27 protein-coding genes are annotated in these 25,259 nt (G+C 53.2%); 12 read left to right on the top strand and 15 right to left on the bottom strand.

Features of this window, described 5'->3' with window-relative positions; translation table 11 throughout:
* Positions 1-63: 63 nt before the first annotated feature.
* On the bottom strand, positions 64-474 hold the full coding sequence (gene hns, locus F3I20_RS05985; protein ID WP_150015143.1) for a histone-like nucleoid-structuring protein H-NS: 411 nt from the start codon (positions 472-474) through the stop codon (positions 64-66).
* A 407-nt stretch (positions 475-881) separates the two neighbouring features.
* Here hns and tdk point away from each other — a divergent pair, with 407 nt between their 5' ends.
* Positions 882-1,502: a thymidine kinase gene (gene tdk, locus F3I20_RS05980; RefSeq protein ID WP_150037069.1), complete on the top strand. Its 621-nt coding sequence runs from the start codon at positions 882-884 to the stop codon at positions 1,500-1,502.
* 68 nt (positions 1,503-1,570) lie between these two features.
* Here the strand turns inward: tdk and adhE are convergent, their stop codons facing one another.
* Entirely contained in the window at positions 1,571-4,258 is a 2,688-nt protein-coding gene (gene adhE / locus F3I20_RS05975) for a bifunctional acetaldehyde-CoA/alcohol dehydrogenase (RefSeq protein ID WP_150037070.1), read from the bottom strand.
* 459 nt (positions 4,259-4,717) lie between these two features.
* Here adhE and F3I20_RS05970 point away from each other — a divergent pair, with 459 nt between their 5' ends.
* From F3I20_RS05970 to oppF, 7 genes are all read left to right on the top strand, one after another.
* Entirely contained in the window at positions 4,718-5,365 is a 648-nt protein-coding gene (locus F3I20_RS05970; RefSeq protein WP_150015140.1) for a YchE family NAAT transporter, read from the top strand.
* A 581-nt stretch (positions 5,366-5,946) separates the two neighbouring features.
* Positions 5,947-7,572 carry an ABC transporter substrate-binding protein gene (locus tag F3I20_RS05965; RefSeq protein ID WP_150015139.1) on the top strand — a complete coding sequence of 542 codons (1,626 nt, stop codon included), beginning with the start codon at positions 5,947-5,949 and terminating at the stop codon, positions 7,570-7,572.
* 154 nt (positions 7,573-7,726) lie between these two features.
* On the top strand, positions 7,727-9,367 hold the full coding sequence (oppA, locus tag F3I20_RS05960) for an oligopeptide ABC transporter substrate-binding protein OppA (RefSeq protein ID WP_150015138.1): 1,641 nt from the start codon (positions 7,727-7,729) through the stop codon (positions 9,365-9,367).
* A gap of 92 nt (positions 9,368-9,459) precedes the next feature.
* On the top strand, positions 9,460-10,380 hold the full coding sequence (gene oppB, locus F3I20_RS05955; RefSeq protein WP_061062598.1) for an oligopeptide ABC transporter permease OppB: 921 nt from the start codon (positions 9,460-9,462) through the stop codon (positions 10,378-10,380).
* A gap of 14 nt (positions 10,381-10,394) precedes the next feature.
* Positions 10,395-11,303 carry an oligopeptide ABC transporter permease OppC gene (gene oppC, locus F3I20_RS05950; protein WP_150015137.1) on the top strand — a complete coding sequence of 303 codons (909 nt, stop codon included), beginning with the start codon at positions 10,395-10,397 and terminating at the stop codon, positions 11,301-11,303.
* Between the two features lie 11 nt (positions 11,304-11,314).
* Entirely contained in the window at positions 11,315-12,328 is a 1,014-nt protein-coding gene (locus tag F3I20_RS05945) for an ABC transporter ATP-binding protein (protein ID WP_033732831.1), read from the top strand.
* Positions 12,325-13,326: a murein tripeptide/oligopeptide ABC transporter ATP binding protein OppF gene (gene oppF, locus F3I20_RS05940; RefSeq protein WP_150015136.1), complete on the top strand. Its 1,002-nt coding sequence runs from the start codon at positions 12,325-12,327 to the stop codon at positions 13,324-13,326. Before F3I20_RS05945 ends, oppF begins: the two co-directional genes overlap by 4 nt.
* Positions 13,327-13,369: 43 nt before the next feature.
* Here the strand turns inward: oppF and F3I20_RS05935 are convergent, their stop codons facing one another.
* On the bottom strand, positions 13,370-13,693 hold the full coding sequence (locus F3I20_RS05935; protein ID WP_003853921.1) for an HI1450 family dsDNA-mimic protein: 324 nt from the start codon (positions 13,691-13,693) through the stop codon (positions 13,370-13,372).
* 45 nt (positions 13,694-13,738) lie between these two features.
* Complete coding sequence (cls, locus tag F3I20_RS05930; RefSeq protein WP_150037071.1) at positions 13,739-15,199, bottom strand: cardiolipin synthase; 1,461 nt, start codon at positions 15,197-15,199, stop codon at positions 13,739-13,741.
* Between the two features lie 160 nt (positions 15,200-15,359).
* Here cls and F3I20_RS05925 point away from each other — a divergent pair, with 160 nt between their 5' ends.
* Entirely contained in the window at positions 15,360-15,533 is a 174-nt protein-coding gene (locus F3I20_RS05925) for a YciY family protein (RefSeq protein ID WP_095707117.1), read from the top strand.
* 22 nt (positions 15,534-15,555) lie between these two features.
* Here the strand turns inward: F3I20_RS05925 and F3I20_RS05920 are convergent, their stop codons facing one another.
* On the bottom strand, positions 15,556-15,873 hold the full coding sequence (locus F3I20_RS05920; RefSeq protein WP_150015134.1) for a hypothetical protein: 318 nt from the start codon (positions 15,871-15,873) through the stop codon (positions 15,556-15,558).
* A 345-nt stretch (positions 15,874-16,218) separates the two neighbouring features.
* Between F3I20_RS05920 and ycgZ the strand changes: the two genes are divergently transcribed.
* The gene (ycgZ, locus tag F3I20_RS05915; RefSeq protein WP_033732828.1) at positions 16,219-16,461 is read left to right on the top strand and encodes a regulatory protein YcgZ; all 243 of its coding nucleotides are present in this window, start codon (positions 16,219-16,221) and stop codon (positions 16,459-16,461) included.
* Between the two features lie 208 nt (positions 16,462-16,669).
* Here the strand turns inward: ycgZ and F3I20_RS05910 are convergent, their stop codons facing one another.
* Both F3I20_RS05910 and F3I20_RS05905 read right to left on the bottom strand, forming a co-directional pair.
* Positions 16,670-16,849, bottom strand: a complete 180-nt coding sequence (locus F3I20_RS05910; protein ID WP_150015133.1) for a hypothetical protein — start codon at positions 16,847-16,849, stop codon at positions 16,670-16,672.
* A 77-nt stretch (positions 16,850-16,926) separates the two neighbouring features.
* Positions 16,927-17,223 (bottom strand): YciI family protein, encoded by a 297-nt coding sequence (locus tag F3I20_RS05905; protein WP_003853909.1) that lies wholly within the window; start codon positions 17,221-17,223, stop codon positions 16,927-16,929.
* Between the two features lie 197 nt (positions 17,224-17,420).
* Between F3I20_RS05905 and tonB the strand changes: the two genes are divergently transcribed.
* A complete protein-coding gene (tonB, locus tag F3I20_RS05900) occupies positions 17,421-18,158 on the top strand; it encodes a TonB system transport protein TonB (protein ID WP_150037072.1) in 738 nt (245 codons plus the stop codon).
* A 36-nt stretch (positions 18,159-18,194) separates the two neighbouring features.
* Here the strand turns inward: tonB and yciA are convergent, their stop codons facing one another.
* The 4 genes from yciA to F3I20_RS05880 are packed head-to-tail and all read right to left on the bottom strand — an operon-like array spanning position 18,195 to position 20,446.
* On the bottom strand, positions 18,195-18,617 hold the full coding sequence (yciA, locus tag F3I20_RS05895; protein WP_150037073.1) for an acyl-CoA thioester hydrolase YciA: 423 nt from the start codon (positions 18,615-18,617) through the stop codon (positions 18,195-18,197).
* Positions 18,618-18,676: 59 nt separating this feature from the next.
* Positions 18,677-19,216, bottom strand: a complete 540-nt coding sequence (locus F3I20_RS05890) for a septation protein A (protein ID WP_111140053.1) — start codon at positions 19,214-19,216, stop codon at positions 18,677-18,679.
* A gap of 51 nt (positions 19,217-19,267) precedes the next feature.
* A complete protein-coding gene (locus F3I20_RS05885) occupies positions 19,268-20,002 on the bottom strand; it encodes a YciC family protein (protein WP_150015130.1) in 735 nt (244 codons plus the stop codon).
* Positions 20,003-20,029: 27 nt separating this feature from the next.
* Complete coding sequence (locus F3I20_RS05880; protein WP_150015129.1) at positions 20,030-20,446, bottom strand: YkgJ family cysteine cluster protein; 417 nt, start codon at positions 20,444-20,446, stop codon at positions 20,030-20,032.
* Positions 20,447-20,700: 254 nt separating this feature from the next.
* Here F3I20_RS05880 and ompW point away from each other — a divergent pair, with 254 nt between their 5' ends.
* Positions 20,701-21,345 carry an outer membrane protein OmpW gene (gene ompW / locus F3I20_RS05875; protein ID WP_373276586.1) on the top strand — a complete coding sequence of 215 codons (645 nt, stop codon included), beginning with the start codon at positions 20,701-20,703 and terminating at the stop codon, positions 21,343-21,345.
* 47 nt (positions 21,346-21,392) lie between these two features.
* Here the strand turns inward: ompW and F3I20_RS05870 are convergent, their stop codons facing one another.
* From F3I20_RS05870 to trpCF, 4 genes are all read right to left on the bottom strand, one after another.
* Positions 21,393-21,707 (bottom strand): BON domain-containing protein, encoded by a 315-nt coding sequence (locus tag F3I20_RS05870; protein ID WP_009089937.1) that lies wholly within the window; start codon positions 21,705-21,707, stop codon positions 21,393-21,395.
* A gap of 149 nt (positions 21,708-21,856) precedes the next feature.
* On the bottom strand, positions 21,857-22,660 hold the full coding sequence (gene trpA, locus F3I20_RS05865) for a tryptophan synthase subunit alpha (protein ID WP_150037074.1): 804 nt from the start codon (positions 22,658-22,660) through the stop codon (positions 21,857-21,859).
* Positions 22,660-23,850 (bottom strand): tryptophan synthase subunit beta, encoded by a 1,191-nt coding sequence (trpB, locus tag F3I20_RS05860; protein ID WP_150037075.1) that lies wholly within the window; start codon positions 23,848-23,850, stop codon positions 22,660-22,662. Before trpB ends, trpA begins: the two co-directional genes overlap by 1 nt.
* A gap of 46 nt (positions 23,851-23,896) precedes the next feature.
* Positions 23,897-25,258, bottom strand: a complete 1,362-nt coding sequence (trpCF, locus tag F3I20_RS05855) for a bifunctional indole-3-glycerol-phosphate synthase TrpC/phosphoribosylanthranilate isomerase TrpF (RefSeq protein WP_150037076.1) — start codon at positions 25,256-25,258, stop codon at positions 23,897-23,899.
* Position 25,259: the final 1 nt, after the last annotated feature.

The raw sequence follows: 25,259 nt of genomic DNA, 5'->3' as shown, positions 1-25,259 counted from the left end.
AAGCTTCGGCTTCCTTTTTTATTGAGGTATCAGGCTAACGCTTAAGCAGCGAAGCAGTCAGCATTACAGTAAAAAATCGTCCAGCGTTTTACCCTGTTCTTCCAGCGCTTTTTTAATCACGGCTGGTGTCCGTCCCTGACCTGTCCATGTTCTTGACTCGCCTTTTTCATCGGTATAACCATATTTGGCCGGGCGCACTGAGCGTTTTCCTTTTGCCGCAGCTCGGGGAGTAGCGGTCAGCGTGTTAATCAGTTCATTCGGGTCGATTCCATCCGCCAGCAGCATTTCACGATACTGATTAAGCTTACGCGTGCGTTCTTCATTTTCTGCCTGAAAATGTGACTCTTCTTCGCGGCGTTCTTTTACCACTACGTCCAGTTTTTCCAGCATTTCTTCCAGTGTTTCGACGGAATACTCTCTGGCCTGGGCGCGCAGCGTACGGATATTATTAAGAACTTTTAGTGCTTCGCTCATTGTGCTGGTCTCTGAATAAGGGAAAAGTTGTGTTGCCCGCTAATAGTAGTGGTGACATTAAATAACTTCAATCTTAAAAAATATTCAGAACGATAATCCCCTGAGTAATTAAAATAATCACAGTCAGAATTCCACGGTTATGGCAAATAAAAAATAGTTTCCGCGGGTCTGATATGCAATAAATTTAATGTATTAAGCGTGATGACAAAAATGTCGTTCCTTTTGTTGCGGGTAAAATAAGCAAAACTTATCCTGCGTGTAGTGCACATAACTGGCTCCCGGCGAAGCACAAAGATGAATAAGTGGTCAGCGGTTACGCTTTAATTACCGCTACACCGCAACGTATTACCTGCACTTTGTGTTAATATGCGCGCCATTCCGTTAAGTCCTGATGAAGATACGCTCCTATGGCTCAACTCTATTTTTATTACTCTGCCATGAATGCAGGGAAATCGACAGCACTGCTGCAATCCTCCTATAACTATCAGGAGCGCGGCATGCGTTCGCTGGTCTATACCGCTGAAATCGATAATCGGTTCGGTGCCGGACAGGTGAGTTCCCGTATCGGACTCTCGTCGCCGGCCTTGCTCTACAATGCTGAAACCGCACTCTATAGTGACATTGCCGCCGAGCATGCTGTGCAGCCAATCCACTGTGTGCTGGTTGATGAGAGTCAGTTCCTGACCCGGGAGCAGGTTAAAGCACTCTCAGATGTCGTAGACGATCTGGATATTCCGGTGCTCTGTTATGGTCTGAGAACCGATTTTCGCGGTGAACTGTTTGTGGGCAGTCAGTATCTGCTGGCATGGGCAGACAAGCTGGTTGAGCTTAAAACTATTTGTCATTGTGGTCGCAAGGCGAGCATGGTGCTGCGACTGGATAATGAGGGTAAACCTTTCAGCGAAGGCGAGCAGGTGGTCATTGGCGGTAACGAACGCTATATTTCCGTCTGCCGTAAGCATTATAAACAGGCGATAGAACAGGGATCGTTACAGGCGATTCACGGCGCACAGACTCCGCTGAATTAACCGCATCATTCAGGCAATAAAAAACCCGCCGCGGCGGGTTTTTTTATCAGATAGTCAGAAGCGGGCTATCAGACTTTCTTCACTTTCTTATCAACCTTCACGCCTTTCACCGGCTGCTCAGCTACGGCTTCGGCGACAGTTGAGAACGGTTCGACAAATTCACGTCCGTAGTAGGTGTCGAGCATAATCTGTTTCAGCTCAGCAATCAGCGGATAGCGTGGGTTCGCGCCGGTACACTGGTCGTCGAATGCATCATCGGCCAGTTTATCGACTTTCGCCAGGAAGTCAGCTTCCTGCACACCGGCTTCACGGATTGAGGTCGGAATACCGAGTTCAGTTTTGATCTCGTCCAGCCATGCCAGCAGCTTCTCAATTTTCTGCGCAGTGCGGTCGCCTGGTGCGCTCAGACCTAAGTGATCAGCAATCTCTGCGTAACGACGACGCGCCTGTGGACGATCATACTGGCTGAATGCGGTCTGTTTAGTCGGATTGTCATTCGCGTTGTAGCGAATAACGTTCGAGATTAACAGGGCATTCGCCAGGCCGTGTGGGATATGGAACTCTGAACCCAGTTTGTGTGCCATTGAGTGACAGACCCCAAGGAAGGCGTTGGCAAACGCAATACCGGCGATAGTTGCGGCATTGTGTACGCGTTCACGCGCCACCGGGTTTTTAGCACCTTCGGCATAACTGGCCGGCAGGTTCTCTTTCAGCAGTTTCAGAGCCTGCAGCGCCTGACCATCAGAGTATTCATTCGCCAGTACGGAAACATAGGCTTCCAGCGCGTGGGTTACTGCATCCAGACCCCCGAAGGCGCAGAGTGAACGCGGCATATCCATCACCAGATTGGCATCGACAATCGCCATATCCGGCGTCAATGCATAGTCAGCCAGAGGATATTTCTGACCGGTCGCATCATCGGTTACCACAGCGAATGGTGTGACCTCTGAACCGGTACCTGAGGTGGTCGTGATGGCAACCATGCGTGCTTTGACGCCCATTTTTGGGAACTTGTAAATACGTTTACGGATGTCCATGAAACGTAACGCCAGCTCTTCGAAGTGGGTTTCCGGATGTTCGTACATCACCCACATGATTTTCGCGGCATCCATTGGGGAACCGCCGCCCAGCGCAATGATGACGTCAGGTTTAAAGCTGTTCATCTGCTCTGCACCTTTACGTACGATGCTCAGCGTTGGGTCAGCTTCAACTTCGAAGAACACTTCAGTTTCGATGCCGTGTGATTTCAGTACGCGGGTCACCTGGTCAGCATAACCGTTATTGAACAGGAAGCGGTCAGTGACGATAAAGGCACGTTTCGCGCCATCCGTTGCCACCTCTTCCAGCGCAATTGGCAGTGAACCCCGACGGAAGTAGATGGATTTAGGAAGTTTATGCCACAACATATTCTCAGCTCGCTTGGCGACAGTTTTGGTATTGATCAGGTGTTTTGGACCGACGTTCTCTGAAATAGAGTTACCGCCCCAGGAACCACAACCCAGCGTCAGAGACGGGGCCAGTTTAAAGTTATAGAGGTCACCGATACCGCCCTGAGAGGCCGGGGTGTTGATCAGAATACGCGCGGTTTTCATTTTGTCCCCGAAGTAGTGCACGCGCTCAGTCTGGTTATCCTGGTCGGTGTAAAGGCAGGAGGTGTGACCGATACCGCCCATGGCAACCAGTTTCTCCGCTTTATCTACAGCATCCTGGAAATCTTTTGCCCGATACATCGCGAGGGTAGGTGAGAGTTTTTCGTGGGCAAATGGTTCAGATTCATCTACCAGTTGCACTTCACCAATCAGGATCTTGGTGTCCGGCGGCACGCTGAGACCGGCCATCTCTGCGATTTTGAAGGCAGGCTGACCCACGATGGCCGCATTCAGGCCGCCGTTTTTCAGGATGATATTCTGCACTGCGCTCAGTTCAGCACCCTGCAGCATGTAGCCGCCATGGCTGGCGAAACGTTCACGCACGGCGTCATAAACAGAATCAACCACAATAACAGATTGTTCAGAGGCGCAGATCACCCCGTTATCGAAGGTTTTCGACATCAGAATAGAGGCAACGGCACGTTTCACATCGGCTGTTTCATCGATCACTACCGGCGTGTTACCAGCACCGACACCAATCGCCGGTTTACCGGAGCTGTATGCTGCTTTCACCATGCCCGGACCGCCGGTGGCAAGAATCAGGTTGATGTCAGGGTGATGCATCAACTGGTTTGACAGTTCAACAGACGGGGCATCGATCCAGCCGATAATGTCTTTAGGCGCACCGGCAGCAATGGCGGCCTGCAATACGATATCGGCAGCTTTGTTTGTTGCGTCTTTGGCGCGTGGGTGTGGCGAAAAGATAATGCCGTTACGGGTTTTAAGACTGATTAACGCTTTGAAGATAGCGGTTGAGGTTGGGTTGGTGGTCGGGACGATACCGCAAATCAGGCCAATTGGCTCGGCGATGGTAATGGTACCGAATGTATCGTCAGTGGCTAACACGCCACAGGTCTTTTCATCTTTATAGGCGTTGTAGATATACTCGGAAGCAAAGTGGTTTTTAATGACCTTGTCTTCGACGATGCCCATACCGGATTCGGCAACGGCCATCTTGGCTAGCGGGATTCTGGCGTCAGCGGCGGCAAGGGCGGCGGCTCGGAAGATGGCGTCGACCTGTTGTTGAGAAAAGTTGGCATATTCACGCTGGGCTTTTTTTACACGTTCGACCAGTGCATTGAGTTCAGCGACATTGGTTACGGCCATGGTGTTCTCCTGAAGGAAGTTAAACTTTTTTAGTAAACAATCCTGCGTCCTGAGTATAGTCTCGCTGAAATAACGTGACTGGCTGACAGGAAAAGCCCGGATTTTCAACTGTTTACTGAACGAGTCTTCTGCTGGCGTTTGCGAGGTTTCTTACGCTGACGCTTATACTTCCGTTAAGAAAAGATTACCTGGTTTGGGGTAGATCAATTTTGATGCAGATCAATTTAGGTTCAAGCTGACACCTTTCAGCACCCCTTTAGAGAGCTTTCCTGTCAGGTCCGCGTGCTCCTGTGCTCAGCCCTCCTGGCAGTGGCTAAATCCAGCCACTTTTTAATCTCTGGCGGAAAGCGCTAAATGCTTTACTGTTCATCAGGATAAATACCTATGTGCACATCTGGCGTCTCTGCACGTTTTCACATACATTAGGCGCGTTTACCCCCTGTGGTACGGAGTAGAGTCGTGAATCCAGCGCTTTTAGATCTATCAGGCTATATAAAATTTTTTGTCGGGCTCTTTGCGCTGGTCAATCCGGTAGGCATTATTCCGGTGTTCATCAGCATGACCCGTTATCAGGGGGTAGTTGAGCGTAACAAAACCAACCTTACGGCTACTCTGGCCGTTGCCATTATTCTCTGGACGTCACTTTTCCTCGGCGATGCGATTTTGCGTGTGTTTGGCATTTCGATTGACTCGTTCCGTATTGCGGGCGGAATTCTGGTCGTCACCATTGCCATGTCGATGATCAGCGGCAAGCTGGGCGAGGATAAGCAGAACAAGCAGGAGAAGTCAGAAACGGCGATTCGTGAAAGCGTGGGGGTTGTGCCGCTGGCATTACCACTGATGGCGGGCCCGGGTGCCATCAGCTCAACCATCGTCTGGAGTACCCGCTACCACAGCTGGATAAATCTGCTGGGATTCACGCTGGCAATTGCTATTTTTGCTTTCTGCTGCTGGCTGTTGTTCCGCGCCGCGCCGTTAATGGTGCGCATGCTTGGCCAGACCGGTATTAACGTGATTACCCGAATTATGGGGCTGCTACTGATGGCGCTGGGAATTGAATTTGTTGTGACCGGTTTGAAGTCGATTTTCCCCGGCTTACTGAACTAAAACTCACTTATTTCATGCGGCGAAGTGAATTGGTGACCTGAAATGGTGCAGTAAAGCATTTTATTGCACCATAATAATGCAGTTATTCATCCTGCTTAATATAAACAGACGATTATAAATTCCGTTACTGTGGGTTTGCTCACAGACTTTTTTTTGCAAAATAATGTCACGATTTTCACACGATAATCTGCTGCCTGATCTCCACCCAACCCTATAAACCCCCCGGTTTACAGTGCTCAGCCTGAATTTCATCACGCCGATGCCGTTTATATCAATACAAATACCGAATAAGACGCTTTTTGTGGCTGCATACCGGCCCGGAAACAGGTTTCCAGCTAAACAGTTTATTTTTCATATCGATATAATATTTTCAGGACGAAAATTAACACTTTCGCTGCCTGACATCTCATGATAAAAGAGAATTAGTTAACATTTTAGCTATTTTGCTTTGGCACCCCTTCGCGGCTTCTGATAATTTTTGGCCCAACGCGATTTTTTTCTCCGTAAGCCCAAAGTGAGAACGCTTTTTGCTTAAGCCTATCGGGATACTTAATTAAAGGTTGGCGTTTCGCATGATTGGGATGGAAAACTTGCAACAACAGCGGTCAGTAATCGCACTCTTTTTGTTCACGGCTTTTTCTCCAGCCTATGCCGCTACGGTTCCGCCGGGAACGACACTGGCCGCGCAACAGCAAATAGTGATCAACAACGGAAGCGAAGTCTCTTCGCTGGATCCACATAAAACCGAAGGCGTGCCGGAATCTAATGTTATTCACAACCTGCTGGATGGGCTGGTTAACACCGATAACCGCGGTCAGGTCGTGCCGGGCGTCGCCAAAAGCTGGGAGAATCCACAACCCACGGTCTGGATTTTTACTCTGCGTGATGATGCAAAGTGGAGCAATGGCGAACCAGTGACCGCCGCCGATTTCGTTTATAGCTGGCGTCGGCTGGTGGACCCGAAAACGGCATCGCCTTATTCCAGCTATCTGCAGGCAGCCCATTTTGCCAGTATTGATGCTATCCTTGCCGGTAAAGCGTCACCCGATGAGCTGGGCGTCAAAGCGCTGGATGCACATCGGCTGCAGATAACCCTGAGTGAGCCGGTGCCTTACCTGGTGGCGATGTTAGCGCATACGGCAATGAAGCCAGTTTATGCGCCAGCCATTAAGCAGTGGGGCGACGCCTGGACCCGTCCCGATCACTATATCGGTAACGGTGCCTATACACTGAACGACTGGGTGGTGAATGAAAAAATCGTCGTGAAGCGTAATCCCCACTACTGGGACAATGCGCATACGGTGATTGAGCAGGGGACCTTCCTGCCGATCGCTTCTGAAAACAGTGACATTAATCGCTATCGCAGTGGCGGCACGGATATCACTAACAGTGCTGTTCCGCCAGAGATGTTTGGCAAGCTGCGCAAAGAGCTGGGTGATGAAGTAAAAGTGAGTCCGCTGCTTTGCACCTTCTACTACGAAATCAACAACAAAAAAGCGCCGTTTACCGATGCACGGGTACGCGCCGCGCTGAAAATGACCCTCGATCGCGAGGTGATTGCCAATAAGATCATGGCTCAGGGGCAGATTCCGGCCTATAGCCTAACGCCACCGTTCACGGCCGGTATTAAGCTATCCCCACCAGAATGGTTCACCTGGACACAGGCGCAGCGTAATGAGGCGGCGAAAAAGCTGCTGGCAGAGGCGGGCTTTGATGCCAGTCATCCGCTGACCTTTACGCTGCTCTATAACACCTCTGATCAAAATAAGCGGCAGGCGATTGCAGCCGCGTCAATGTGGCAGAAAAACCTGGGCGCGAAGGTGACGCTGCAGAATCAGGAGTGGAAAACCATGCTGGAGACCCGTCATCAGGCTCAGTATGATGTGGTGCGTGCCACCTGGTGTGCCGATTACAATGAGCCCTCTACCTTCCTGAACATGCTGATCAGCAATGCCTCAATCAACACCGCATTTTACAGCAGCGCGATCTTCGATCGCTTAATGGCGGAAACGCTGACGGCGGGCAGCGAGGCGCAGCGCGCCGACCTGTATCAGCAGGCTGAAACACAACTCGACAAAGACTCACCAATTGTGCCAGTTTACTACCGCGTAAGTGTGCGCCTGGTAAAGCCCTGGGTTGGCGGCTTTACGGGCAAAGACCCGCAGGACATGACAGACCTGAAGTACTATTTCATCAAACAACACTGATCTGATCGCCGCTTCGGCGAGACAGTCGGAACACGTATCAGCGTACAGACCATTTTGGGGTCAATCTCCCTGGGAACAGGCCAGGGAGCCCGGAGACGGGGGACGCCGTGACAGAGCATCGCCGCGGTGACGATAATAAAACTGGAGTGTAATAATGAACAACATCACGAAAAAAAGCCTGATTGCAGCGGGCGTTTTCGCCGCAGTAAGTGCCCTGGCAGGGAATGCGGCTTTCGCAGCAACCGTGCCTGCGGGCGTTGAGCTGGCCGCAAAACAGGAGCTGGTTCGCGGCAATGGCGATGAAGTACAGTCGCTTGATCCGCACAAAATTGAAGGCGTGCCGGAAGACAACGTGGCGCGCGACCTTTATGAAGGTCTGCTGGTCAATGACAGCAACGGCAAACCGATTCCGGGCGTAGCGGAAAGTTACGAAAACAAAGATTTCAAAGTGTGGACGTTCCACTTACGTAAAAATGCCAAATGGTCCAATGGCGAGCCGGTTACCGCGCAGGACTTCGTCTATAGCTGGGAGCGTCTGGTCGATCCTAAAACGGCTTCACCGTACGCCAGCTATCCGCAGTATGGTCATATTCTGAACGTCGATGACATCATCGCCGGGAAAAAACCGATTACCGATCTGGGCGTAAAAGCCATTGATGACCACACGCTGGAAGTTACCCTGAGCGAGCCGGTTCCCTATTTTGATAAGCTGCTGATTAACTCCGTCATGTCACCGGTTTACAAACCGGCAATTGAGAAGTTTGGCGAGCAGTGGACCCAGCCACAGAACTGGGTCGGCAACGGTGCCTTTAAACTGGACGCACACGTGATTAACGAGCGCATCACCCTGGTACGTAACCCGAACTACTGGGACAACGAACACACCGTGCTGAACAAAGTTACCTACCTGCCAATCAGTTCTGAAGTCAGTGACGTTAACCGTTACTTCTCTGAGAACGGCAGTGACATGACCTACAACAATCTGCCAATTGAGCTGTTTAAAAAACTGCAGCGTGACAACCCTAAAGAGCTGCACGTCGATCCTTACCTCTGCACCTACTACTACGAAATCAATAACCAGAAAGCGCCATTCACCGATCCTCGCGTGCGCGCGGCCCTGAAGCTGGGTCTGGATCGTGACATCATGGTGAATAAAGTTCTGGCACAGGGCCAGAAGCCGGCCTACAGCTACACGCCGCCATCTACAGACGGCATGGACATTCTGCCGCCAGACTGGTTCACTTGGTCACAGGACAAACGTAACGCTGAAGCGAAGAAGCTGCTGGCTGAAGCGGGCTACACCGCCGACAAACCCCTGACTTTTAACCTGCTGTATAACACCTCCGATCTGCACAAGAAGCTGGCGATTGCCGCCTCGTCGATCTGGAAGAAAAATATCGGCGTGAACATCAAGCTGGAAAACCAGGAGTGGAAAACCTTCCTGGATACCCGTCATCAGGGTAACTACGATGTGTCGCGTGCGGCCTGGTGTGCTGACTACAACGAACCGACTTCATTCCTGAACACCATGGTGTCCAACAGCAGCAGTAACACATCGCACTACAAGAGCGATGCGTTTGACAAAGTAGTGCGTGACGCGATCAAAGCCCCGGATGCCAAAGCCCGCGCAGTGGACTATCAGAAAGCTGAGCAGATTCTGGATAAAGACAGCACCATCGTACCGGTTTATTACTACGTGAACACGCGTCTGGTGAAACCTTACGTTGGTGGTTATACCGGTAAAGATCCACTGGATAAAACGTTGTCTAAAGACTTCTACATCATTAAACACTAATAGCATTCAGGCTATCAGCAGTGGCGGCGCGTCTGACGCCGCCTTTTTTAATTTTTTATATGTTGTGAAGCAACAGCCTGGTAGGTACGGCAATGTTAAAATTCATCCTGCGTCGCTTGCTTGAAGCGCTACCGACGCTGTTCGTCCTGATTACCATCTCCTTCTTTATGATGCGCCTTGCGCCTGGCAGTCCCTTTACCGGCGAGCGTACGCTGGCACCCGAAGTCATGGCCAACATTGAGGCGAAGTACCACCTCAACGATCCCATTGGTAAGCAGTATGTCGATTACCTTGTGCAGCTGGCGCACGGCGATTTCGGTCCGTCGTTTAAATACAAAGACTATTCAGTCAACTATCTGGTCGCACATGCGTTCCCGGTTTCTGCCAAACTCGGTCTGGCCGCGTTCCTGCTGGCGATAGTGCTGGGCGTGACCGCCGGCGTTATCGCGGCGCTCAAACAAAATACGTTGTGGGACTTCGCGGTGATGGGGGTGGCAATGACCGGCGTGGTGATACCCAGTTTCGTGGTCGCACCGCTGCTGGTCCTGCTGTTCGCCATCAGCCTGAAATGGCTACCGGGCGGCGGCTGGAATGGCGGGCAGTGGAACTACATGCTGCTGCCGATGGTGGCGCTGTCGCTGGCGTATATCGCCAGTATCGCGCGTATCACCCGTGGGTCGATGATTGAAGTGATGCACTCCAACTTTATCCGTACCGCGCGCGCCAAAGGCTTACCGCTGCGCCGCATTGTGCTGCGTCATGCGCTGAAGCCCGCATTGCTGCCGGTGATCTCCTACATGGGACCGGCGTTTGTCGGCATCATCACCGGGTCGATGGTCATTGAGTCGATCTATGGTCTGCCGGGTATCGGTCAGCTGTTTGTGAACGGTGCGCTGAACCGTGATTACTCACTGGTGATGAGCCTGACCATTCTGGTCGGTTTGCTGACCATTATCTTCAACGCGATTGTTGACGTGCTCTATGCCGTTATCGATCCAAAAATTCGTTACTGATTGCGGAGTTCGCCATGATGTTAAGTAAGAAAAACAGCGAAGCTCTTGATGCGTTCAGTGAGAAGCTGGAAGTAGAAGGGCGCAGCCTCTGGCAGGACGCGCGTCGTCGTTTTATCCATAACCGGGCGGCCTTAATCAGCCTGCTGGTGCTGCTGGTGATTACCCTGTTCGTGATTTTTGCGCCGATGCTGGCGCAGTTCACTTACGACGATACCGACTGGGCCATGATGTCCTCGCCGCCGGATACCACGTCCGGCCACTGGTTCGGCACTGACTCATCAGGTCGTGACCTGCTGGTGCGCGTGGCGATTGGTGGCCGCATCTCCCTGATGGTAGGTGTGGCCTCTGCGCTGATCGCGGTGATCGTGGGCACACTTTATGGTTCGATTGCTGGCTATCTCGGTGGCAAAACAGACTCGGTGATGATGCGTATTCTGGAAATTCTTAACTCCTTCCCGTTTATGTTCTTCGTCATCCTGCTGGTGACCTTCTTTGGTCGTAATATCCTGCTGATTTTTGCCGCTATCGGCATGGTTTCGTGGCTGGATATGGCGCGTATTGTGCGCGGCCAGACGCTGAGCCTGAAGCGCAAAGAGTTCATTGAAGCGGCCCATGTCGGCGGGGTATCAACCTGGAAAATCGTATTGCGCCACATCGTGCCGAACGTGCTGGGTGTGGTCGTGGTGTACGCCTCACTGCTGGTACCAAGCATGATCCTGTTTGAATCCTTCCTGAGCTTCCTGGGTCTGGGTACGCAGGAGCCGCTGAGTAGCTGGGGCGCACTGCTCAGCGATGGGGCTAACTCCATGGAAGTGTCGCCGTGGCTGCTGCTCTATCCGGCGGGCTTCCTGGTGGTCACGCTGTTCTGTTTCAACTTTATTGGCGATGGCCTGCGTGATGCCCTCGACCCGAAAGATCGTTAAGGAGTTTCCCGATGACTATTCATGAATTCCAGCCAGCGATGGCGGCCCGCGCGGGAAGCGAACAGCTACTTACGGTCAAAGATTTACGCGTGACCTTTGGCACGCACGATGGGGATGTGACCGCCGTCAACGACCTGAACTTCTCGCTGCGTGCCGGTGAGACGCTGGGGATTGTTGGCGAATCCGGTTCCGGTAAGTCACAGACGGCCTTTGCTCTGATGGGGCTGCTGGCGAAAAATGGCCGCATTGGCGGCTCGGCGATGTTCAACGGCAAAGAGATCCTGAATTTGCCTGAGAACCAGCTCAATAAACTGCGCGCCGAACAGATTGCGATGATTTTCCAGGACCCGATGACCTCGCTGAACCCCTATATGCGGGTAGGCGAGCAGCTGATGGAAGTGCTCAAACTGCACAAAGGGATGAACAGCGCCCAGGCCTTTGAAGAGTCAGTGAGAATGCTGGACGCGGTGAAAATGCCGGAGGCACGTAAACGCATGAAGATGTACCCGCACGAGTTCTCCGGCGGGATGCGTCAGCGCGTAATGATTGCCATGGCGCTGCTGTGCCGGCCAAAACTGCTGATTGCCGATGAACCGACCACGGCACTGGATGTGACGGTACAGGCGCAGATTATGACGCTGCTCAACGATCTGAAGCGTGAATTCAACACCGCCATTATCATGATCACTCACGATCTCGGCGTGGTGGCCGGGATCTGCGACAAGGTGCTGGTGATGTATGCCGGACGCACCATGGAGTATGGCCGCGCCCGCGATGTTTTTTATCAGCCTGCGCATCCTTACTCAATCGGTCTGCTCAATGCCGTGCCGCGCCTGGATGCGGAGGGCGAGAGCCTGACCACCATTCCGGGCAATCCACCCAATCTGCTGCGTCTGCCGCAGGGCTGTCCGTTCCAGCCGCGTTGTCCGCATGCGATGGATATCTGCACCCAGGCTCCGCCGCTGGAGCCGTTTGGCGATGGCCGTCTGCGTGCCTGCTTTAAGCCGGTGGAGGAGTTAGTATGAGCACCGTAGCTGAAAAAAAAGTGTTACTGGAAATCGCCGACCTCAAAGTTCATTTCGATATCAAAGATGGCAAGCAGTGGTTCTGGCAGCCGTCAAAAACCCTGAAGGCAGTGGATGGCGTCAGCCTGCGCCTTTATGAGGGAGAAACGCTGGGCGTGGTAGGCGAGTCTGGCTGCGGCAAATCGACCCTGGCGCGCGCCATTATTGGTCTGGTTAAAGCCACGGAAGGTCGGGTGGCCTGGTTAGGCCGCGATCTGCTCGGTCAGAGTGAAGAGGAGTGGCGCAAGGCGCGCAGCGATATCCAGATGATTTTCCAGGATCCGCTGGCGTCGCTGAACCCGCGTATGACCATCGGCGATATCATCGCCGAGCCACTGCGCACCTATCATCCGAAAATGGCGCGTCAGGAAGTGAAAGACCGCGTCAAAAATATGATGATGAAAGTGGGGCTGCTGCCCAACCTGATTAACCGCTACCCGCATGAGTTTTCGGGCGGTCAGTGTCAGCGTATCGGTATCGCCCGTGCACTGATTCTGGAGCCGAAACTGATCATCTGCGATGAACCGGTCTCGGCGCTGGATGTGTCGATTCAGGCGCAGGTGGTGAACCTGCTGCAGCAGTTACAGCGTGAGATGGGGCTGTCGCTAATCTTTATTGCCCACGATCTGGCGGTGGTGAAACATATCTCTGATCGGGTGCTGGTCATGTATCTGGGGCATGCGGTGGAGCTGGGCACCTACAGCGAGGTCTACAGCAATCCGCAGCATCCTTACACCCGTGCGCTGATGTCTGCCGTGCCGATTCCCGATCCTGATCTGGAAAAGAACAAGCAGATTCAGCTGCTGGAAGGGGAGTTGCCGTCGCCGATTAATCCGCCGTCAGGCTGCGTGTTCCGCACCCGCTGTCCGATTGCCGGCCCGGAGTGTGCGAAAACCCGGCCGCTGCTGGAAGGCAGTTTCCACCATGCGGTCTCCTGCCTGAAGGTCGATCCGCTATAAAGCAAAACGCCGGGCACGTGCCCGGCGTTTTATTATCTGATGCTTACTCGCGCCACAGGATATGACAGAGCTTGTGATCTTTCTCGCGGCACAGCAGCACGCGGGCAAAGACATCCGTGATCGGCTCACCATCCGCTTCACCCAGCCCGATAACCACCTCGGCGAAAAAGTCCGGGTTCAGATCGAAATCGACATGATCTTTCCAGTCTTCAGAGGGATCAAACAGCTCTGCGCCACCGCGCTCTTCGAACTGCAGATTGAAGAGAATGACGTCTGCCGGATCGAGGTTGTCGACGGCCAGCTCGAGAAAAATATCGTAGGCCTGCTCCAGCGTTTCATCTTCGGTAAGGCGATTATTCAAATCCATAGTCTGTCCTGTCGGCCTGCGGCCATTTACACAATCTGGCTCGTTTTACAGTAAAGGGCTGAAGAAGTAAAACAGTCGTTCGACGATGCGCTGCCACCAGGCACGTTTTGCCCAGCGTTTGCTATCCAGCAGGCGGGAGCGGGCAATGTAGTCATCCTGCACACAGGCAAGATCGCTGCCAAATCCTGCATCATCCACCACCAGTGTCACTTCAAAATTCAGCCATAAACTGCGCATGTCGAGGTTAACGGTTCCCACCAGACTCAGCTGTCCGTCGACCAGCACGCTTTTGGTGTGCAACAGACCATCTTCAAACTGATAGATTTTCACGCCCGCTTCCAGCAGTTCGCTGAAAAAGGAGCGGCTGGCCCAGCCGACCAGCAGTGAGTCATTGTGGCGCGGCACAATCACGCTGACACTGACGCCACGCTGCGCCGCCGTACAGATAGCATGCAGCAGATCGTCGCTGGGCACTAAGTAGGGCGTGGTCATAATCAACTGTTCACGCGCTGAATAAACCGCGGTCAGCAGCGCCTGATGGATCATATCTTCCGGAAAGCCAGGACCAGAGGCGATCACCTGCACGGTGTGGCCGCTCTCCTGCTCAAACGGCATGATGTTGCGATCGGGCGGTGGTGGAAGTATGCGTTTACCGGTCTCAATCTCCCAGTCACAGCTGAATACAATGCCCATCGCGGTGGCGACCGGACCTTCCATTCGCGCCATCAGGTCAATCCACTGGCCCACACCTGCGCTCTGTTTAAAGAATCGCGGATCCACCAGGTTCATGCTGCCGGTATAGGCAATGTAATTATCAATCAGGACGATTTTGCGATGCTGACGCAAATCCATCCGTCGCAGGAAGACGCGCAGCAGGCTGACCTGTAAGGCCTCCACGACGTCGATACCGGCATTGCGCATCATGCCGACCCACGGGCTACGGAAAAAGTTGACGCTGCCTGCGGAGTCGAGCAGCAGTCGGCAATGGACGCCACGGCGTGATGCAGCCATCAGCGATTCGGCGACTTCATCCGCCAGCCCGCCGGGATGCCAGATGTAAAACACCATCTCAATGTTATGACGGGCCAGCTGAATATCACGAATCAGCGCCTGCATGACGTCGTCGGCGCTGGTGAGCAGCTGGAGCTGGTTGCCCTTGACCCCGGCAATGCCCTGACGATTGTAGCAAAGCTCAAACAGTGAACGGGCGACATCGCTGTGCTCGGTGGCAAAAATTTCACGGCACTGTTTAAGATCATTGAGCCAGCGGGCGGTCGACGGCCACATGGTGCGGGCACGCTCCGCACGACGTTTACCCAGATGCAGTTCGCCAAACGAAAGATAAGCGACAATACCCACCAGCGGCAGAATATAGATAACCAGCAGCCAGGCCATCGCGGACGTCACGGCCCGCCGCTTCATCAGCACGCGTAGCGTGACCCCGGCAATCAGCAGCCAGTAACCAAATACCAGCAACCAGCTGATCAGGGTATAAAAAGTGGTCATAAAGTGGACATCCCGTTCGCGCTTTCGTCTGGCAAGTTTACGTGCAGATCATCGCTAACGAAACCCTTTGTCTCGATGAGAGATCTGATTTGGCATTACGACGGAGATCTCTATAATGCCCACGCACAGGTCTTGAATGTATGAAGTCAGAGAGGAAGTGATGAAACGAAGCAGAAATGAAGTGGCGCGCTGGAGAATGTTACGTCAGGTGCATCGCCGCCGCTCCCGCTGGCTGGAAGGGCAGTCGCGGCGTTACAAGCGTATCCATTGCATTCGCCATCAACTGGCACAGCAGCAACGTCGCTCGATCCTGTTTATTACGCAGTTAGTTTAGGTTATATAGAGAGCCGCCCTGTTCAGGCTTCAAAAAATCCCGATTCTGCCATGACTTGTCGCGCCATAGCATGCTCCTGACGCGACGCACCCCGGTCACTGACTTCGCGCATGAGGCACTCCATCGTGCTGCCCAGCGCCGTCGGTCTGCGATATCCCGTCCGATCGTACCATTCGTAAGACCACTTTCCCGATTTACGCTGGTAATAGAGGGTCAGCCACGCAGAGCAGTTTGCAGGGTAACCACTCATGACTTCGATTTTCGGATCAATAATCGCCGCAATCCGGGATAAGAGTGGGTCGAGAAGAGTAAGTGCCTGGCCGGGATACGTTTTATTCATAATTTGCCCGCGATTCCGCTGTGCTTCCATTCAGAGGTTTAACTCACAAAATCTAAATGTAGACAGCTCTGTCAGATAATTCCTCCCGACGTCTAAAAAAATGACACAGAGATCATTTTTTAAAGCTAAACAGGCTATCTCAAGGTGTAATTTAAGATGTGTACAGCCGTTGACGTTAAACCTGTACAACTTTACATTATTGCAAGTCGATGTTCTATAATGATTTATTCATTTAATCAGCAGGCGGGGCAAAATTTTGAGTTAAATATCTGTACAGTTAAGGGGTTGTTGTATAACTTTACCGTATCGGTTACTAACTTTTAATGAATCCTATGAGGGCCAACCATGCAGACTAACGTTCGTATTCCCGCTTCAGTATCTGACATCTCCGCTTATTTACACAGTGCTGCACAGCCTTCACAGCAGGCCATTCTGGGGTCTGTAGTGACGGAAATTATCGCTTCTGGCCGTAGCCTGAATCGTAAAGCGATTTGCTCAAAGCTGATCAGCCGTTTACAGCATGTCACCAGCCCGGAAGAAGAGCAGCACTATCATGCGCTGATCGGTCTGATTCTGGACAGGGGTTAATTCAACGCAACTATGCCAGTGAGTGACGGGAAATCAAAGCGGGTTAACTGAGAATGCAGGCCCGCTTAGCCATGAATAAGCTGTCAACGGTTATACAGAGATCGTCGCGTTCAGCCGTCCGGGCAGAAGAGTCATGCAGTATGAAGGCGCTGTTTTCGCAGAGTCTGTTTAAGCTGCTATCGCAATAAGCTGTCATGTATAACCAACGTTAAAGACGTTGTGACGTCATCATCAGCGTAACATTCACCAGCTGCAGTGCTGCCGCCAGCACGATCAGCATCACAATCCACTGCTTTTTGCTACGCCAGCCCTTTGTTCGCCAGAGGTATAGCGCACCGCCAATCAGCAAAGCGATAATTGCCAGTAGCCCCAGTATGATTATCTGCATCTTTCCTCTCTGAATATTTAAAACAAAAATGGCTTCTGTGCCAGGGCACAGAAGCCATTTTGACTGCAGATACGTTATCAGAAGACGCGTTTAAAGGGCTTAACCGAGACCTGTTTATAGACACCCGCCGCAAAGTAAGGATCATCCTGCGCCCAGGACTGCGCGGCTTCTAATGACGGAAACTCAGCAATAACGGTTGAGCCGGTGAAGCCCGCCACGCCAGGATCGTTGCTATCCACAGCAGGCATTGGGCCTGCGATGATCAGACGTCCCTCTTCCTGCAGCAGTTTGAGCCGCGCCAGGTGGGCAGGGCGCACGGCGTTACGTTTTTCCAGCGACTCTGCAGTATCTTCTGCATAAATGACGTAAAGCACTAAGGAACTCCTGGTTATCAGAATTTTGCAACACGTTAAGGGATTGAAGATTAGAGTGCAAACGAAACCTGTGGGCGGCTAATGGCTCAGCATAAAGGGCTAAAAAGCGCTTTTCTTCAGGCCGGATGGCGGGAGTTATTGAAACTGATTGCTATTTGCATTTAAAATCGCTGCTCTATTCAATCACTGCGACTGTTATGACCACGCTGACTATGCCATTACCTAAACGCACGCCTGTCTCTATGTTGTTGTCTGTTGCTCTGCATGGAGTCGTGATTGCCGGAATTCTTTATGCTTCGTTCCAGCAGGTGATTGAGGTACCCAAAGCATCGCAGCCCATCAGCGTTACCATGGTCGCGCCTGAAGTCCAGCCCGAGCCTGCACCGGCTATCGCAGAGCCGCCTGCGCCACAACCTGAACCACAGCCTGAGCCGGAGCCAGTGCCGGAACCGCCAAAAGCCGAGCCGGTACCCATTCCGAAACCTGAACCAAAGCCTAAACCTAAACCAAAGCCGGAACATAAACGGGAGCAGCCAAAACGCGAGGTGAAGCCGCGTCAGGAGAGCAAACCTGAGGCCAGCCCGTTTAAGCAGGCGGCCCCGGCCACTCAGAACAAACCCGCGACGGCACCGAAAGCAACGCCGGCCCCCACCGCGTCAGCATCAAACGGTCCTAAGGCACTGAGCGTGAGTAAGCCTGGCTATCCTCAACGTGCTTTTGCATTACGGGTAGAAGGGCGTGTAAGGGTGAAGTTTGATGTGGACAGCGACGGGCGGGTGGATAACATCCAGATCCTCTCTGCTGAACCGCGCAATATGTTTGAGCGGGAAATAAAGCAGGCGATGAAAAAATGGCGTTATCAGAGCGGACAGCCAGGACAGGGCCTTACCATGAATATCGTGTTTAAAATTAATGGTGGTGCCAGCATTGAATAAGGCGTCGGGTCAGGCAGAAGCCGCCTGACCCGTTACTTATCCGGCAGGCTGCTGATTGGCGCGGCCGACTGGCAGAGGACGTGAATTGCCCTCATTGTCGACCGCCACATAGATAAAGACCGCCTCTGTAGCACAGTAGGTCTGCCCGATTGGCTCAGACGATACTTTTTTAATCCACACTTCCACATTAATCGTCATGGAGCTGTTGCCGGTTCGTAGACAGCTCGCATGACAGCTCACCACGTCACCCACCGCGACAGGCTTCATAAATGACATGCCGTCGACGCGCACGGTAACAACGCGCCCTTCAGCGATCTCTTTCGCCAGGATAGCGCCGCCCATATCCATCTGTGACATCAGCCAGCCACCAAAAATATCACCATTGGCGTTGGTATCTGCCGGCATGGCGAGCGTACGCAGCACCATTTCGCCTTGCGGCAATTTATGTTTTTCGCTCATTGCTTCCACTTCTTATGCAGATGAATGCTAAAAAAATGCCCGGCGTACCGGGCAGATGATTATTTTTGTTCCTGCTGCGGCATCTGACGCCAGATATAAAGCCCGCTGAGCAGGGTAAACAGTAAGGTCAGGCCGGAGAGACCGAACACTTTAAAGTTAACCCAAAACGCCTGAGATAACCAAAAGGCGACATAGATGTTTACCAGACCGCAGATAAGAAAGAACAGCGCCCAGGCGATGTTCAGCCGACGCCAGACCGCGTCAGGCAACTGCAGCTCTTTACCCAGCATGCGCTGAATCAGCGTCTGTTGCATAAACCACTGGCTGTAAAGCAGGGCGGCGGCAAACAGGCTGTAGATCACCGTGACTTTCCACTTAATGAACTCATCGTTGTGGAACACCAGCGTCAGGGTGCCAAAGACGGCCACCAGCACAAAGGTGAAAATCGTCATCTTTTCCAGCTTGCGATAGAGCACCCAGCTGACAACCAGGGCCAGGCCGGTGGCCACAATCAGTGCGCCCGAGGCGACAAAAATGTCATACAGCTTATAGAAGATGAAAAAGACCACCAGGGGAAGAAAGTCGAGTAGCTGCTTCATAGTTTTTCCATTCATAGTTGGCTGCGAATGTGCCCGGGGGCACATCGCCAATCAACGTAAAAGCATATAGAGCCGATAGAGATAGATAATCAACATGGCTGAAACCACATTGCCTGCCGCGGTAAAAATTACCGACGAAACATTGAGGGGTAAGACCGTCAGCGATGAGAAGAAGAGCATCACAATGACTTTAGCCAGCAGCCAGAGCAGAATTGCCGGGGCGATCAGCCTGACATTCTTCCACGCCATCCGCATGCTGGCGCGCATGGCGGCAAAGACACCCATCTTCTCACTCGCCACCATCACCGGTGCCAGCGATAGCAGGATCGTCAGCAGAATGCCCGGCACGACCAGCACCATAAAGCCCAGCTGCACGACCAGCGTCATCAGGAAGGTGAGCAGCAGCAGCTTTGGCAGCAGCGGCGCTGAAGCACCAATGGCCCGCAAGGCACTGACACGCTGGCCGGAAGAGACCATCGGGATCAGATAGAGCATACCGCCAAGCAGCAGGGTATTCCCCATCAGCGCGGCAAAAGTGCTGGCCGCTGAGGCGCGCAACAGTACCTGTTGCTGTTCCGGTGACATATTCTGCACCATCTCAAACAGCGAACTGGCGCTGTCATCACCCTGCTGCAGAATGGCCATCTGATCGGTGCCAGGCGTCAGCACATGCACCAGCATGACGGTGACGAACGCGGCCAGCAGCGACATCAATAGCACCGTAGTCAGTTGATGGCGCGCGAAATTTCCTGTGTCACGGTATAACGAACTTGCCGTGATAGACATGTACACTCCTTGGAGGAACCGGGTTAATTAACCCGGCGATTGTACATGTTCTGGCAGCTCCGGGGCACCCGGCAGGGCATAACTTTCTGTAATATGAGGTAAAGAGGGCGCAAAAAGGGGAGGAAGGCCGTAACGCGCGCGGGCACGGTCGCAGGCTTCGTTATGGATACCCGCTTCACCCGACATTGAAAACTCCCGACAGGGCGTCGGTCGTTGTTCATAAATGCCACAGGAAACGCAGCCGCCAATGTCGCCCTGCAGGGCGACGCAGCGGGGCGCACGATCGTTCGTACCCCGCATGTTGCGCATTAACAGGCTTAACGGCTCAGTTAATTCAGTAGGGACCAGACCGCCCGCATCGTCGGCTTCAGCCCAGTAAAATGAGACGCGGAAATGGGCGCAGCAGGCACCACAGCTGACACAAGGGTTAGAGAGCTCACTCATTTGATCACCCGCCCCTCCCAGGGCATCGAACCAAAATCAACAATGAAGATAAGCAAAATAGAGCGGGCGAAATTATTCAGCAAGCGCTATTTGCGTCCTGATGAAAGCGCTGAAATTGATCTAAATCAATTCATTGTTTTTTAAGTAATTTATATCAGGGCTACTGAGTGCAATTTTCTGTAAATCACGTTAAATAATTGCCAGCAAAAAAAGCGATTCCGTTCGCGACATTAACATTAAGCAAAGGAGTGATAATGAAACTGGCAAAATGCGCGATGCTGCTGGCCCTGGCCCTGGCCCTGGCTCTGCCTCAACTGGCGATGGCCCACGAAGCAGGCGACTTCTTTATGCGTGCCGGCAGCGCCACCGTCCGGCCCACCGAGGGTTCCGATAATGTGTTAGGAATGGGCGAGTTCAGCGCCACTAACGACACGCAGCTGGGCCTGACCTTCACGTACATGGCAACAGATAATATTGGTGTTGAGTTACTGGCCGCCACGCCTTTCCGTCACAAAGTGGGTCTTGGCCCGACCGGTACGCTGGCTACCGTACGCCAGTTACCGCCGACGCTGATGGCGCAGTACTACTTCTTCGACAGTAAAAGCAAAGCGCGCCCTTACGTTGGCGTGGGTATCAATTACACCACTTTTTATGACGCCGATTTCAACCAGACCGGTCGCGATGCAGGCCTGACCGATCTCAGCGTCAAGGATTCCTGGGGGGTGGCGGGCCAGGTCGGTCTGGATTACCAGATTAACCGCGACTGGATGCTGAATGCGTCGGTGTGGTACATGGATATTGATACGGAAGTGAAGTTCAAAGCCGCTGGCGAACAGCAGAACATCAATATGCGTATCGATCCATGGGTGTTCTTCTTCGGGGCGGGTTATCGGTTCTGATGAGAAAAAGGCCGCTGAATCAGCGGCCTTTTTTGTCTGTTAAGACGTTATTTGATCTGCATATTGTTGACGACTGATTTTACGCCCGGCACGCTGCGCGTAACCTGAACGGCACGATTCGCCATCTGTGGTGATGAAACAAAACCGCTCAGCTGAACTTTACCTTTAAAGGTTTCTACGTTGATTTCAGTCGATTTCAGCGAGTCATCTTTCAGCAGTTCACCTTTTACTTTTGTGGTCACCACGGTGTCATCAATATAGCCACCGGTTCCCTCTTTGGTTGCGGTTGGCGCACAGGCGCTCAGTGTCAGCGCAACCACGCCCGCCAGTACAGCACCTGTCAGCAGTTTAACGAATTTCATTGCTTTCACTCCCTGTCACAAAATGGATGCGACGTTACCGTAACGGCGCATTGTCATTGTGGTGCAGATTTTGCAAAAAGGGCAAATAGCGGAATGAAAAAAAAGGAAACAAATCATGCCTTATCGCGCGATAAGGCATGGTGGCAGGATTAACGGCTGGCGGCCTTGAGGCGACTGACAAAATTCTTGAGTTCACTCAGCATCACTTCAGGCTCTGCATGGTGTTTTTCAATGATTCTGACAATCGCAGAGCCGGAGATAGCGCCCGCTGCACCGGCAGCGATCGCCTCCTTCACCTGTTCAGGTTCTGAAATACCAAAGCCCTGCAGCGGCGGCGCGGCGTGGTATTCACGCAGCTTGTCGATCAGATGCTTCAGCGGCAGGCTGGCGCGGTTTTCAGCACCGGTTACTCCCGCGCGTGACAACAGATAGGTGTAACCCCGTCCGTGCGATGCGATCTCACGCAGCAGCTCATCGCTGGCGTTAGGTGGACAGATAAAGATAGGGGCTATGCCATGACGCAGTGCCGCCTGACGGAAGGGCGCAGACTCTTCAACCGGCACATCCGCGACCAGCACCGAATCCACACCGGCTTCTGCGCAACGGGCATAGAACTCATCCACGCCGTTAGTGAAGACCAGGTTCGCGTACATCAGTAAGCCAATCGGCAAATCCGGGTATTTACGGCGGATAGTCGCCAGCATTTCAAAACACTGGCTGGTGTTGGTACCCGCCGCAAAGGCGCGCAGCGTCGCGTTCTGGATGGTCGGGCCATCCGCCAGGGGATCGGAGAAGGGAATTCCCAGCTCCAGTGCATCCGCGCCACCGTCCACCAGCGCGTCAATCACGCGCAGTGAAAGCTCCGGAGAGGGATCGCCCAGCGTAACGAAAGGAACGAAAGCACCTTCGTTATTCGCTGACAGCCGGGTAAACAGTTGATTGTAACGTTCCATCAGATTTCTCCCTGCGCTGTCAGAATGTCATGAACGGTGAAAATATCTTTGTCGCCGCGGCCAGAGAGGTTGACTACGATCAACTGCTCTTTTTCCGGCTCAGCGTGAATCATCTTCAGGGCGTGCGCCAGCGCGTGAGAGGACTCGAGGGCCGGAATAATCCCTTCCGCCCGGCAGAGCTGTTTAAAGGCATCCATCGCTTCGTTATCGGTAATGGAGACATATTCTGCGCGACCAATGCTGTTCAGATGCGCATGCTGCGGACCGACCGATGGGAAGTCGAGGCCGGCAGAGATGGAGTAAGATTCCTCAATCTGGCCATCGTGGGTCTGCATCATCGGCGATTTCATACCGAAGTAGATGCCGACGCGACCATGTTTGAGCGGTGCGCCATGCTCGCCGGTTTCAATGCCGTGACCTGCAGGCTCAACGCCAATCAGCTTCACGCTGGTCTCATCGATAAAGTCAGCAAACATCCCGATGGCATTTGAACCGCCGCCTACGCAGGCGAGGATCGCATCGGGCAGACGGCCTTCTCTTTCCAGAATCTGCTTTTTGGTCTCTTCACCAATCATGCGCTGGAACTCACGCACGATCGTCGGGAAGGGGTGCGGGCCCGCCGCGGTGCCGAGCATGTAGTGTGAGGTTTCATAGCTGCCGGACCAGTCACGCAGCGCTTCGTTACAGGCATCTTTCAGCGTGGCGGAGCCGCTGTGAACCGGAATCACTTCTGCACCCATCAGTCGCATACGGAAGACGTTAGGCGACTGACGCTCCACATCTTTCGCACCCATATAGATACGGCATTTCATGCCCAGCAGCGCACAGGCCAGCGCAGAGGCCACACCATGCTGACCGGCACCGGTCTCGGCGATAATTTCATTTTTACCCATGCGCTTAGCCAGCAGTGCCTGACCCAGCACCTGGTTAGTTTTGTGCGCACCGCCGTGCAGCAGATCTTCACGCTTAAGGTAGAGGCGCGTTTTTGTGCCTTTGGTCAGGTTTTTGCACAGCGTCAGCGCGGTCGGACGCCCCGCATAGTTCTTCAGCAGTTCGGTAAACTCTTCCTGGAAGGCAGGATCTTTCTGCGCATCGACAAACGCCTCTTCGAGCTGGCGCAGGGCAGGCATCAGGATCTGCGGAACATACATTCCGCCAAATTCGCCAAAGTAGGGATTCAGTAACGTCATCTTTTCTCTTCCTTTCTCAGGCCCGCCGTCGGGCAGGCCAGGCAAATCAGTACGCGCGCAGTGTCTGGAACACGGCGGCAATTTTACGGGCATCTTTGATACCGGGCGCGCTTTCCACGCCAGAGTTGAAGTCAAGTCCGGCACAGCCGAGCTGCGCGGCTTCAACACAGTTGTCCGCACCGAGGCCACCGGCCAGCAGCACATTGTCGAGGGTCTGACCCTGCAACAGCGACCAGTCGAAACGCTCTCCGGTTCCGCCATCACCATTATCAAACACATAACGGTCAACGTGTGGCCAGTCGCGTGCCGGGAGTTGGCCATCGATGCGCAATGCCTTCCAGATCTGCACGGTGGCAGGCAGGGCGGCGCGCAGTTCTGCCACAAATTCCGGCGTTTCATTGCCATGAAGCTGCACTGCTGATAAGGAGAGCGCGCTGGCCTGCGTGACAACGTCACTGACGGAGTTGTTGCGGAACACCCCGACGTAACGCAGCGGTGCGGCGGCGACCACATGTTGTGCGGTGGCGGTATCAATCTGACGTGGTGACCCTTCCGCGAAGATCAGACCGCCATAGATTGCACCGGCTTCATACGCGGCACGGGCGTCTTCGGCACGGGTCAGGCCACACACTTTATTGCTGCCCAGCGTAACCCGACGCACCGCACTGGTCAGGTCAGCTTCTTCCATCAGGGCAGAGCCAATCAGGAAGCCGTTGGCAAAGTGGCTCAGCTCACGAATATCAGCGTAGCTGTTTATGCCCGATTCGCTGATCACGGTGACGCCGTGTGACAGGCGTGGTGCCAGCTGACGGGTGCGGTTGAGATCGATAGAGAGATCGCGCAGATCGCGATTGTTAATCCCCACCACCTTTGCCTGAAGCGCGATAGCTCGCTCCAGTTCCTCTTCATTACTCACTTCAGTCAGAATGCCCATCTTCAGGCTATGCGCCACGGCGGCCAGCTGACGATACTGCTCATCATCCAGCACCGACAGCATTAGCAAAATGGCATCCGCCTGGTAGTAACGTGCCAGGTAGATCTGATAGGGGTCGATGATAAAATCTTTGCACAGCACTGGCTGAGTGATGGCGGCGCTGACAATGGGCAAAAAGGCGAAGTCGCCCTGAAAATATTTCTCATCGGTCAGCACAGACACCGCAGAAGCATAGTGGCGGTAGATCCCGGCAATGGCGGCTGGATCGAAATCTTCACGAATTACGCCTTTTGAGGGGGACGCCTTTTTACACTCCAGGATAAACGCGGTTCTTGCGCCCTGCAGCGCGTCGTAGAAATGACGGCTGGCAGGTTCAATGCTGTTCTGAAAGGTGGAGAGAGGCTGCTGCTGCTGACGAGCTTCAACCCAAATCGCTTTGTCCTGAACAATTTTTTCTAACACGGTGCCTTTCATG

The organism is Candidatus Pantoea gossypiicola (assembly GCF_008632075.1).
GTDB lineage: Bacteria > Pseudomonadota > Gammaproteobacteria > Enterobacterales > Enterobacteriaceae > Pantoea > Pantoea gossypiicola.
This window is presented reverse-complemented; position numbering and strand designations above follow the sequence as displayed.

Coding starts and splice junctions, on each gene's coding strand:
- hns (WP_150015143.1), bottom strand. CDS start 474: ATGAGCGAAGCACTAAAAGTTCTTAATAATATCCGTACGCTGCGCGCC.
- tdk (WP_150037069.1), top strand. CDS start 882: ATGGCTCAACTCTATTTTTATTACTCTGCCATGAATGCAGGGAAATCG.
- adhE (WP_150037070.1), bottom strand. CDS start 4,258: ATGGCCGTAACCAATGTCGCTGAACTCAATGCACTGGTCGAACGTGTA.
- F3I20_RS05965 (WP_150015139.1), top strand. CDS start 5,947: ATGGAAAACTTGCAACAACAGCGGTCAGTAATCGCACTCTTTTTGTTC.
- oppA (WP_150015138.1), top strand. CDS start 7,727: ATGAACAACATCACGAAAAAAAGCCTGATTGCAGCGGGCGTTTTCGCC.
- oppB (WP_061062598.1), top strand. CDS start 9,460: ATGTTAAAATTCATCCTGCGTCGCTTGCTTGAAGCGCTACCGACGCTG.
- oppC (WP_150015137.1), top strand. CDS start 10,395: ATGATGTTAAGTAAGAAAAACAGCGAAGCTCTTGATGCGTTCAGTGAG.
- F3I20_RS05945 (WP_033732831.1), top strand. CDS start 11,315: ATGACTATTCATGAATTCCAGCCAGCGATGGCGGCCCGCGCGGGAAGC.
- oppF (WP_150015136.1), top strand. CDS start 12,325: ATGAGCACCGTAGCTGAAAAAAAAGTGTTACTGGAAATCGCCGACCTC.
- F3I20_RS05935 (WP_003853921.1), bottom strand. CDS start 13,693: ATGGATTTGAATAATCGCCTTACCGAAGATGAAACGCTGGAGCAGGCC.
- cls (WP_150037071.1), bottom strand. CDS start 15,199: ATGACCACTTTTTATACCCTGATCAGCTGGTTGCTGGTATTTGGTTAC.
- F3I20_RS05925 (WP_095707117.1), top strand. CDS start 15,360: ATGAAACGAAGCAGAAATGAAGTGGCGCGCTGGAGAATGTTACGTCAG.
- F3I20_RS05920 (WP_150015134.1), bottom strand. CDS start 15,873: ATGAATAAAACGTATCCCGGCCAGGCACTTACTCTTCTCGACCCACTC.
- ycgZ (WP_033732828.1), top strand. CDS start 16,219: ATGCAGACTAACGTTCGTATTCCCGCTTCAGTATCTGACATCTCCGCT.
- F3I20_RS05910 (WP_150015133.1), bottom strand. CDS start 16,849: ATGCAGATAATCATACTGGGGCTACTGGCAATTATCGCTTTGCTGATT.
- tonB (WP_150037072.1), top strand. CDS start 17,421: ATGACCACGCTGACTATGCCATTACCTAAACGCACGCCTGTCTCTATG.
- yciA (WP_150037073.1), bottom strand. CDS start 18,617: ATGAGCGAAAAACATAAATTGCCGCAAGGCGAAATGGTGCTGCGTACG.
- F3I20_RS05890 (WP_111140053.1), bottom strand. CDS start 19,216: ATGAAGCAGCTACTCGACTTTCTTCCCCTGGTGGTCTTTTTCATCTTC.
- F3I20_RS05885 (WP_150015130.1), bottom strand. CDS start 20,002: ATGTCTATCACGGCAAGTTCGTTATACCGTGACACAGGAAATTTCGCG.
- F3I20_RS05880 (WP_150015129.1), bottom strand. CDS start 20,446: ATGAGTGAGCTCTCTAACCCTTGTGTCAGCTGTGGTGCCTGCTGCGCC.
- ompW (WP_373276586.1), top strand. CDS start 20,701: ATGAAACTGGCAAAATGCGCGATGCTGCTGGCCCTGGCCCTGGCCCTG.
- F3I20_RS05870 (WP_009089937.1), bottom strand. CDS start 21,707: ATGAAATTCGTTAAACTGCTGACAGGTGCTGTACTGGCGGGCGTGGTT.
- trpA (WP_150037074.1), bottom strand. CDS start 22,660: ATGGAACGTTACAATCAACTGTTTACCCGGCTGTCAGCGAATAACGAA.
- trpB (WP_150037075.1), bottom strand. CDS start 23,850: ATGACGTTACTGAATCCCTACTTTGGCGAATTTGGCGGAATGTATGTT.
- trpCF (WP_150037076.1), bottom strand. CDS start 25,258: ATGAAAGGCACCGTGTTAGAAAAAATTGTTCAGGACAAAGCGATTTGG.